The sequence below is a fragment of the Pseudomonas sp. GZD-209 genome (assembly GCF_049310485.1).
In the GTDB taxonomy this organism is placed as follows: domain Bacteria; phylum Pseudomonadota; class Gammaproteobacteria; order Pseudomonadales; family Pseudomonadaceae; genus Aquipseudomonas; species Aquipseudomonas sichuanensis.
Genome location: NZ_JBMOWQ010000182.1, coordinates 1 through 9,421 on the forward strand (window position 1 = coordinate 1; position 9,421 = coordinate 9,421).

The window sequence follows — 9,421 nt, forward strand, 5'->3', positions numbered from 1 at the left end:
AAGCGGGAGGGGGAACCCCGCCAGCAGGGGATGGGGGGGGGGGGTGTGCCCCCCCCGCGATGATGCTCACTCGGCTATCTGCAACTTGCGCGCCTGGGTGTACACGTACCGCAGCTTTTCATACTCGAACGGCGAGTTGGTCTGGCCATAGCTGAAGTTGGTGCTGTTGCGCTTGTCGATGGCCCGCATCAGCGTGATCTCCGGGTGCTCTTCGGCAGACTCCGGCACGTCCAGGTAATTGACCGCCTGCTCGCCCACGTAATCCACCACCAGCCCGGTGGTGTCGCGCAGGTTCGACGGCCCCAGGATCGGCAGCATGATGTACGGCCCCTCCGGTACGCCATAGAAGCCAAGCGTCTGGCCAAAGTCCTCGCTCTGGCGCGGTAGCCCCATGCTGGTCGCCGGGTCCCACAGCCCGCCGACACCGAGGAGGGTGTTGAACATCAGCCGCGCGGTGATTTGCGCCGAGCGCTTGGCCTTGAGCTGGAACACGCTGTTGAACAGGTTCGGCACATCGCCCAGGTTGTTGAAGAAGTTGTTCACCCCGGTGCGCACGAAGCTTGGGGTGATGTAGCGGTAACCATCGACCACCGGCAGGAACACCCACTGGTCGAAGCGGTAGTTGAAGTGGTAGATGCGCCGGTTCATCGCTTCCAGCGGGTCATAGATGTTCAACGCCGCCAGGGTCGAGCGCTCGAACTCGCGCTGGTCCAGGCCCGGGTTGAACTTGAGTTCGCGCAGCGGATCGATGAACCCATCGGGTTCTGCCGTGAGGGCCGGGGCCTTGTCGGCCTCGACCACGCTGGCCCGGGGCGCGACTTCCTCGGCCAGGGCGCAGCTGCTGGCGAGCAGGGCGGTGACGAGCAGCAATCGGTTAACCACGGAAGAACTCCAGCATGGCGTCGCTGTTGACGCGGTAATTGAGGTTGCCGCAGTGGCCGCCATGGGGGTACAGGGTCAGGCGCTCGCCGAACACCCGGCGCAGGAAACCGATGTCGCCGGGGCCGAGGATCACGTCGTCGGCGTTGTGCATCACGGCGATCTTCGGGCTGTCGTGCAGGTAGTCGGCGAGGGCGTACAGGCTGACCTGGTCGATCAGCTGCAGCAGGCTGTTGCCGTCGGTGCGCGCGCGCCACATGGGGATTACCTGCTCGGTCAGGTAACAGTCGAAATCGCACTGCAGGGCACGCTTGAAGAACGGCGTGAGGCTGGTGGTTTCGGTGATCGGGTACTTCGGCGGAATGATCAGGCCGCGGCGGTTGATCAGGTCGGAGGTGAAGGCGATGTCGGCTGCCGAGAAGCGGAACGAGGTGCCGATGAGCATGGCCATCTGTTCGTTGGACAGGTGCTGGCGCGACTGCTGGAAGTCGTACAGCAAGGCTTCGTTGAGGTCTATGTAGCCCTTGTCCTGGAAGTAGCGGGTGAGCTTTTCCAGCATCAGTTCGTAGAACGTGGTGCTCTTGTCGATGCCCTTGACCCGGGTCTGCACCAGTTTGTCCAGGTTGCTGATCGAGGTGTACAGGTTGACCGGCGGGTTGAGCAGCAGCACGCGCTTGAAGTTGAAGCTGCGCCGGGTTTCGTCCAGCTTGCTGACGAACGCTGCATCCAGCGCCCCCAGGCTGTAGCCCGTCAGGTAGTACTCGCTGACCGGCAGGCGCGGGTGCTGGGCACGGACCGCCTGCATCACCCGGTACAGGTCCTTGGCATCTTCGGCGCTCACGCCAGGCGTGGCGAAGCGCGAGGCCGCGCTCATGAAGTCGTAGCTGGTCGGCGAGGACAGCTGCACCACGTGGTAGCCGGCCTGATAGAACAGTTTTTTCAGGTATTCGTTGATCGAGCTGAAGTAGGGCGCGCCGGTACCGGCGATCAGGAAGATCAGCGGCGCCTCGTGGTCCTGCCTGGCCAGGCGGTAGCGCAGTTTCTTCACTGACCAGAAGTTGTCCGGCAGGGTGAACTCGCGTTCCGGGCGCAGGGTGAGGCTGTAGTCGTCCTGGTTGATCTCATCGTCACTGGGCAGCGTCGGGCGCTGCTCAGGCGGCGTGGTGGCGATGGTCGCCTCGAACGGGTTGGTCAATGGGTAGCCGTAGCTCGCGGCATCGATATCCCGCGCCGAAGCGGCCGCAGCCATGAGCAGGCCGCCAAGCAGCGCGGCGAGGCGCAAAGATCGAAGCATGTAGTCCCCCAGAAAAACGCAAGGTCGTGCAGTTTGTACGCAGGCTAGGACCATGGTCGGCACGGCAAAGTTGCCTGCCGTTCATACCTTTGTCGCACCAGATGTTGTTGTCCACGGCAATGTCTGTGTTGTGCAACATAGCCGCTGGGCCATGATTTTGCCTTACATCGGCCCGTGAGCGATCATTCACGCTTTCGATTGCCGCTATTGGAGAACCGGATGTCCCGTTCGTGGCCGCTCATTGCCTTGCTGCTGTTCCTGCCCCTGTGGCTGGCCGCCAGTTATGGCGTGCGTTATGGCTTGATGGAGGCGGCCCAGTGGGTCGGCTTGTGTTCGCAGCCGGGGGAGATCTGGCAGTGCCAGGTGCGCTCGCTGCTGGGGTTGGGCATTCATTTCCAGGTGATCGCCTGGAGCGCGTTGGGGCTGGCGCTGGTCGCCCAGTTGGTTGCGGGCCGCCTGGGTAAGTGGCTGGCAGTGCTGGCGCTGGTGTTCGGGCTGCCGGCGCTGGTGCTGTATACCGCGAGCATCGCGGTGTTCGCGGTGGTGCTGGCAGGCTTGCGCTTGGTCAGGTGATTACCGGCTTGCTGGGTCGAGCTTGGAGGGTGGCGGGCTGAAGGCTCAACTCAGCACGTGTTCCACCGGCTCCAATGCCGGCGGCAAAGGCTCGTGCCCCAGCGCCGCCAGCACATCACGCTCGAGGGTGCGTACCAGCGCATCGGTCGGCAGGTCGTTCTCATCCCGGCCGAACGGGTCTTCCAGCTCGTTGCCAATCGCATCCAGGCCGAAGAAGGTGTAGCTGACGATGGTGGTGAACAGCGGCGCCAGCCAGCCCAGCGGTTCGGCCAGGGCGAACGGCAGCAGCAGGCAGAAGATATAGATGGTGCGGTGCAGCAGCAGGGTGTAGGGGAATGGCAGCGGCGTACCCTTGATCCGCTCGCAGGTGGCCTGCACCTCCGAGAGGCCCGACAGGCGCTGTTCCAAGGTGGTGTAACGGAACTCGCTGATCAGCTGCTGCTGTGCCAGCCGCGAACATTGCGCGCCGATGTCCTGCAGGATGCCATTGCACAGATTGTGCGGGGTCAGCGGCGCCTGCTCGGCCAGCCAGGGGCGGGCGGCGCGCAATTCGTCCTCGTTGCGCAGCCGGGCATTCAGGGCGTGGGCAAAACCGCACAGGCTGCGCAACATCGTCGAGCGCAGTTGGGCATCCTCGATCACCACGCTTTCACGCACGAACGAACGCACTTCGATGATCATCCGCCCCCAGGCCTTGCGTCCTTCCCACCAACGGTCGTAGCAGGCGTTGTTGCGAAAGCTCATGAAGATCGACAGTGACAGCCCGAGCAGGGTGAACGGGGTGGCGCTGACCGGGTAGAACAACGCCGGGTAATGCCGCTCGACGAGCACGATCAGTGCGGCCAGCAGGGTGACCATCAGGCAGCGCAAAGCGATGCGCTTGACGATCGAGCCCTTGAGGGTGAACAGCACGCGCAGCATGTCGGGGCGGGAGTGGACGATCAAGAGGGGTTCCCGAGGCGGCCGTTCAGCCGCCGGTCATGTTCATGAAACGCAGGATCTGCACCTCGCCACCCACTTCGAAGTGGTGGCGCCAGGGCTTGAGATGCATGGCCTCGCGGATGGCCTTGTCCAGGCGGGCACTGTCGCCGGGGTGCTGGCGCAGCACCTGCTTGAGGTCCAGCGAGTGCTCGTTGCCCAGGCACAGCAGCAGGCGGCCTTCGACGGTCAGGCGCACGCGGTTGCAGGTGGCGCAGAAGTTGTGGCTGTGGGGCGAGATGAAGCCGACCCGGGTGTTCGGCGCTTCGGCCAGGCGCCAGTAGCGGGCCGGGCCTTGGGAGGATTCGGCCGATTCGATCAGGCTGAAGTGCCCGGCCAGGCGCTCGCGCACATCGTCGCTGGAGCAGTAGGACTCGCCGCGCTGGTGTTCGCTGATCACCCCCAGGGGCATTTCCTCGATGAACGAGATGTCCAGCTCGCGGTCGATGGCGAAGCGCACCAGGTCGACGATCTCGTCGTCGTTGCGGCCCTTGAGCACCACGGCGTTGAGCTTGGTGCGACGAAAACCGGCGGCGCGCGCGGCATCGATGCCGGCGATCACCTGGTGCAGGTCACCGGTGCGGGTCAGGGCGCGGAAGCGCTCGGGGTCGAGGCTGTCGAGGCTGATGTTCAGGCGCGACACGCCGGCATCGAACAGCGGCTGGGCCAGGCGGCCGAGCTGCGAGCCATTGCTGGTCAGGCACAGTTCACGCAGGCCGGGCAGGGCGGCGATACGTTCGCAGAGCCCGACGATGCCCTGGCGGACCAGGGGTTCACCGCCGGTCAGGCGGATCTTGCGGGTGCCCAGGGCGACGAAGCGTTCGGCCACCTGGTAGAGCTCTTCGAGGCTGAGGATCTGCTGGCGCGGCAGGAACTGCATGTCCTCGGCCATGCAGTAGACGCAACGGAAATCGCAACGATCGGTGACCGACATCCGCAGGTAGTCGACCTTGCGGTTGAAACCGTCGATCAGGGCCTGGGGGTTCTGTTCCACGTTGGCGCTCGAGAGGGTTGGGGCTGTGCAATCCAAGCTATCGCCTGGGGCCAGACCCGTCAAATCGCTTTCCCTGACCGCTTGATCAATGGCCTCTATCAAGGGCCAGGCAGATGCGCGTACGGCATTCTCGTGGGAGCGGGCTTGCCCCGCGAAAGGTCTATTACAGACACCTGAAACCCATGATCGACACCGCCTATCACCCCGTCAGACATTTCGATTGGACGCCCCCACACCACCCTCCATAGGCTGGAAAAAAGCAGCGGACAACATGATCCGCCGCACCTTTACCATGCCCGCGTGAGGATTGACCGCATGAGCCAGGACCAACACATCAGGGACTACAAGGGGCCGGCCGCCGGCTGGGGCGCGCTCAAGAGCGTGACCAAGAGCTGGCTGGGCAGCGAGAACGCCTTCAAGAACCTGCGGGCCATGCTCAAGACCAACCAGAACGGCGGCTTCGACTGCCCCGGTTGCGCCTGGGGCGAGTCGCCGGAAAGCGACATGGTCAAGTTCTGCGAGAACGGCGCCAAGGCGGTCAACTGGGAAGCCACCGGCCGCTCGGTGGACCCGGCTTTCTTCGCAAAGTACAGCGTCAGCGCGCTGCTGGAGCAGACCGACTACTGGCTCGAGTACCAGGGCCGGCTGACCCACCCGATGCGCTATGACGCGGCCACCGATCACTATGTCGAAACCAGCTGGGACGAGGCCTTCGCCCTGATCGGCCAACACCTGAACAGCCTCGAGTCGCCCGACCAGGCCGAGTTCTACACCTCGGGCCGGGCCAGCAACGAGGCGGCGTTCCTCTACCAGCTGTTCGTCCGCGCCTACGGCACCAACAACTTCCCCGACTGCTCGAACATGTGCCACGAAGCCAGCGGCGTGGGCATGGCCGAGACCCTCGGCGTGGGCAAGGGCACCGTGGTGTTCCATGACCTTGAGCTGGCCGACGCGATCTTCGTCATCGGCCAGAACCCCGGCACCAACCACCCGCGCATGCTCGAACCGCTGCGTGAGGCGGTCAAGCGCGGCGCCCAGGTGGTGTGCTTCAACCCGCTCAAGGAGCGCGGGCTGGAACGCTTCCAGCACCCGCAGCACCCGCTGGAGATGCTCAGCAACGGCTCCGAGTCCACCAGTACCGCGTACTTCCGCCCGGCGCTGGGCGGCGACATGGCGGCCATGCGCGGTATCGCCAAGTACCTGTTGCAGTGGGAGCGCGAAGCGCAGCTCAACCATGAGCCGGCGGTGTTCGACCATGCCTTCATCGCCGAGCACACCAGTGGTGTCGAGGCTTACCTGGCCGTGGTCGAGGCCACGCCCTGGGACCATATCGTCGAGCAGTCCGGCCTGACCAAGGCCGAGATCGAGCTGGCGGCGCGCATGTACCGCAAGGCCGAGCGGGTGATCATGTGCTGGGCCATGGGTGTGACCCAGCACCGCCACTCGGTGGCGACCGTGCAGGAAATCGTCAACCTGCAACTGCTGCGCGGCAACGTCGGCAAGCCCGGTGCCGGCCTGTCACCGGTACGCGGCCACAGCAACGTGCAGGGCGACCGCACCATGGGCATCGACGAAAAACCCAAGGCGCAACTGCTCGACGCCCTGGAAAAGCGCTTTCAGTTCAAGGTGCCGCGTGCCCATGGTGACAACGCCGTGCTGGCGATCAAGGCCATGGAGGAGGGGCGGGCCAAGGTGTTCGTCGCCCTGGGCGGCAACTTCGCCCAGGCCACCCCGGACACGCCACGCACCCACGCGGCGCTGCGCAACTGCGCGCTGACCGTGCAGATCTCCACCAAGCTCAACCGTTCGCACCTGGTGACCGGGCGCGACGCGCTGATCCTGCCGTGCCTGGGCCGTACCGAGATCGATAGCCAGGCCGAGGGCCCGCAAGGGGTAACGGTCGAAGACACCTTCAGCATGGTGCACATCTCCCATGGCCAGCTGAAGCCGCGCTCGCCGCACCTGCGCTCGGAGCCGGCGATCGTTGCCGGCATGGCCAAGGCCACCCTGGGCAACACGCCGATCGATTGGGAATACGCGATTGCCGACTACGGCCGCATCCGCAGCATGATTGCCGATGTGATTCCGGGCTTTGCCGATTTCAACGAGCGATTGCAGCATCCGGGCGGTTTCCACCTGGGCAACAACGCGGCGGACCGCACCTTCCGTACCGCCACCGGCAAGGCGTGCTTCACCCCGAGCCTATTGCCCGAGCAGCTGGTCAACGACCAGGTGCTGGCCCGTGGCGACAAGCCCGACCTGATCCTGCAGACCTTGCGCTCCCACGATCAGTACAACACCACCCTGTACGGGCTGGATGACCGCTATCGCGGGGTGTTTGGCCTGCGCGAAGTGGTGTTCGTCAACGAGGCCGATATCCGCCGCCTGGGTTTCGAGCCGGGCGAGCAGGTGGACCTGGTGTCGCTGTGGGCGGATGGCCGCGAGCGGCGGGTGTCGGGGTTCCGCCTGGTGGCCTATGACGTGCCCGAGGGGCAGGCGGCGGCGTATTACCCGGAGACCAACCCGTTGGTGCCGTTGGAGAGTTATGGCGAGGGCACTTACACGCCAACCTCGAAGTTCGTCGCGATCAAACTGGAGAAGGCCAGGGCGGGGAACCGGATCGCGGCGTCGAACACCTCTGCATGACGTGGGAGCGGCGGTGCGCCGCTGCGACTTGCCCCGCGATGGCGATGGTAGGTTCACTGACACCATCGCGGGGCAAGCCCGCTCCCACAGGGGGCGCGCTAACCTCGAGGCAAGCATCGTACCTGATGGAGCAGGCTTGCCAGCACTGACAACATAAGACAGTTACTCCCACGCCATGTAGTCGCGCGCCTCAGCGATGCACCGGATACGCCGTGGTGTACTTCATCTGCTCCATGGCAAAGCTCGAGGTGATGTTCGACAGCCCGTCGGTACTGGTGATCAGTTGCTTGTAGAAGCGGTCGTAGGCGGCGATGTCGCCTACCACCACCCGCAGCATGTAGTCCCAGTCGCCGGACATGCGGTACACCTCCATCACCTCCTCGAACGCGGTCACCGTGGCGGCGAACTGCGCCAGCCAGGCGCTGTCATGGCGCTGGGTCTTGAGCTGGACGAACACCGTCAGGCCCAGGCCCAGGCGCTGGGGGTCGAGCAGAGCGACGCGGCCGCGGATATAACCTTCGTCCTCCAGGCGCTTGACCCGCTTCCAGCAGGGGGTTGTGGTCAGGTTGACCGCTTCGGCCAGGTCCTTGAGGGAGATCGAAGCGTCGCGCTGGAGCAGGGTGAGGATGTGCTGGTCGAAACTGTCCATGTCGCTCTTGGGCTCCAGGCGAGAAAAAGTTTCCCGAGATTAGCCGTTGGCGGTGCAGCTTGGAATCGCTAGGGCTCGCATAAGGTAATAATGTTCTGGCTGGCGCCGGTCGGTGGCGGATATGAGATAGTTGCGCTTTTCCATCCCTAGTCAATGGACCCGACCATGTCCGAAAAGCCGCGCAATTTCGCCACCCGCACCATCCACGCCGGCGAGCAGTCCAGCGTTGCCGACAACGCCATCTTCCCGGCCATCGTCACCTCCAGCTCGTTCATCAAGCGTGGCCTGGATGACAACCCCGAATACGCCTACAGCCGGGTCAGCAACCCCACCCGGCATGCCTATGAAACCTGCGTGGCGGCCCTGGAGGAGGGTGTCGGCGCAGTGGCCTGTGCTTCTGGCGTCAGCGCTACGGCCACGGTGCTCGAGCTGCTGTCCAAGGATGCCCACGTGGTGGTGATGAACGGCGTCTACGGCGGCACCTTCCGCCTGCTGGAAGACTACCGCGGGCGCACCTCGGGCCTGACCACCACCTACGTCGACCTCAACGACGTCGAGGCCGTGGCCGCGGCGATCCGCCCGGACACGCAACTGATCTGGATCGAGTCGCCAACCAACCCCTTGCTGCACCTGGTCGATATCAAGGCGGTCTGCGACCTGGCCCGCGCACGCGGCATCATGACCTGCATCGACAACACCTTCTGCTCGCCGTGGAACCAGCAGCCGATCACATTGGGCGTGGACCTGGTGATGCATTCGGCGAGCAAGTACATCGGCGGCCACTCCGACCTCACCGGCGGCGTGGTGGTGGCGGCCAACGACGAACTGCTGGGGCGCCTGCGCAAGATCAGCATGGCGGTGGGGGCGATCCAGGGGCCGTTCGACTGCTACCTGGCGCTGCGCGGGCTGAAAACCCTTGATGTGCGCATGGAGCGCCAGAGCGCCAACGCACTGCGCGTGGCGCAGTACCTGGAAGGCCACCCGCAGGTCGAGCAGGTGTATTACCCGGGGCTGGAGAGCCACCCGCAGCATGAATTGTGCAAGCGCCAGATGCGCACCGGCGGGGCCGTGGTGGCCATTCGTATCAAGGGTGACCGGGCTGCGGTCAACCGCCTGGTCGAGGCGCTGCAGATCTTCGTCCTGGCCGATTCGCTGGGCGGGGTGGAGAGCATGATCAACCATTCCTGGAGCATGTCGCACAACTCGCTCAGCCCTGAACAGAAGGGCGTGATGGGGATCAGCGAGAACCTGGTGCGGTTGTCGATGGGGATCGAGGATTATCGGGATCTGATCGAGGACCTGGATACCGCGCTCAAAGCGTCCGCCTGACGGCTGGTAACGTCATCGCGGGGCAAGCCCGCTCCCACGAATTAACGCCGATGCGTGGGAGCGGGCTTGCCCCGCGATC

The 9,421-nt window shown here is 64.6% G+C and carries 8 protein-coding genes; 3 read left to right on the plus strand and 5 right to left on the minus strand.

Annotated features, from left to right (window positions below):
• Positions 1-66 precede the first annotated feature (66 nt).
• Together ACO6VM_RS19910 and ACO6VM_RS19915 are read right to left on the minus strand one after the other, a co-directional pair.
• Positions 67-882, minus strand: a complete 816-nt coding sequence (locus ACO6VM_RS19910; RefSeq protein ID WP_401057668.1) for an MlaA family lipoprotein — start codon at positions 880-882, stop codon at positions 67-69.
• The gene (locus tag ACO6VM_RS19915) at positions 875-2,173 is read right to left on the minus strand and encodes a serine/threonine protein kinase (RefSeq protein ID WP_125857773.1); all 1,299 of its coding nucleotides are present in this window, start codon (positions 2,171-2,173) and stop codon (positions 875-877) included. Before ACO6VM_RS19915 ends, ACO6VM_RS19910 begins: the two co-directional genes overlap by 8 nt.
• Before the next feature lie 219 nt (positions 2,174-2,392).
• Between ACO6VM_RS19915 and ACO6VM_RS19920 the strand changes: the two genes are divergently transcribed.
• Positions 2,393-2,746, plus strand: a complete 354-nt coding sequence (locus tag ACO6VM_RS19920; protein WP_422403706.1) for a hypothetical protein — start codon at positions 2,393-2,395, stop codon at positions 2,744-2,746.
• 45 nt (positions 2,747-2,791) lie between these two features.
• On the opposite strand, the gene ACO6VM_RS19925 is transcribed toward ACO6VM_RS19920, so the two are convergent.
• Both ACO6VM_RS19925 and moaA read right to left on the minus strand, forming a co-directional pair.
• A complete protein-coding gene (locus ACO6VM_RS19925; protein ID WP_401057671.1) occupies positions 2,792-3,691 on the minus strand; it encodes a bestrophin family protein in 900 nt (299 codons plus the stop codon).
• Between the two features lie 22 nt (positions 3,692-3,713).
• Positions 3,714-4,718 carry a GTP 3',8-cyclase MoaA gene (gene moaA / locus ACO6VM_RS19930; RefSeq protein ID WP_422403707.1) on the minus strand — a complete coding sequence of 335 codons (1,005 nt, stop codon included), beginning with the start codon at positions 4,716-4,718 and terminating at the stop codon, positions 3,714-3,716.
• 315 nt (positions 4,719-5,033) lie between these two features.
• Here moaA and ACO6VM_RS19935 point away from each other — a divergent pair, with 315 nt between their 5' ends.
• The gene (locus ACO6VM_RS19935) at positions 5,034-7,364 is read left to right on the plus strand and encodes an FdhF/YdeP family oxidoreductase (RefSeq protein ID WP_401057672.1); all 2,331 of its coding nucleotides are present in this window, start codon (positions 5,034-5,036) and stop codon (positions 7,362-7,364) included.
• 190 nt (positions 7,365-7,554) lie between these two features.
• Here ACO6VM_RS19935 and ACO6VM_RS19940 read toward each other — a convergent pair whose 3' ends face one another.
• Positions 7,555-8,013 (minus strand): Lrp/AsnC family transcriptional regulator, encoded by a 459-nt coding sequence (locus ACO6VM_RS19940; RefSeq protein ID WP_422403708.1) that lies wholly within the window; start codon positions 8,011-8,013, stop codon positions 7,555-7,557.
• Positions 8,014-8,166: 153 nt separating this feature from the next.
• On the opposite strand from ACO6VM_RS19940, the gene ACO6VM_RS19945 reads away from it, so the two are divergent.
• Positions 8,167-9,342 (plus strand): trans-sulfuration enzyme family protein, encoded by a 1,176-nt coding sequence (locus ACO6VM_RS19945; protein WP_422403709.1) that lies wholly within the window; start codon positions 8,167-8,169, stop codon positions 9,340-9,342.
• Positions 9,343-9,421: the final 79 nt, after the last annotated feature.

Coding starts and splice junctions, on each gene's coding strand:
- ACO6VM_RS19940 (WP_422403708.1), bottom strand. CDS start 8,013: ATGGACAGTTTCGACCAGCACATCCTCACCCTGCTCCAGCGCGACGCT.
- ACO6VM_RS19935 (WP_401057672.1), top strand. CDS start 5,034: ATGAGCCAGGACCAACACATCAGGGACTACAAGGGGCCGGCCGCCGGC.
- ACO6VM_RS19920 (WP_422403706.1), top strand. CDS start 2,393: ATGTCCCGTTCGTGGCCGCTCATTGCCTTGCTGCTGTTCCTGCCCCTG.
- ACO6VM_RS19945 (WP_422403709.1), top strand. CDS start 8,167: ATGGACCCGACCATGTCCGAAAAGCCGCGCAATTTCGCCACCCGCACC.
- ACO6VM_RS19915 (WP_125857773.1), bottom strand. CDS start 2,173: ATGCTTCGATCTTTGCGCCTCGCCGCGCTGCTTGGCGGCCTGCTCATG.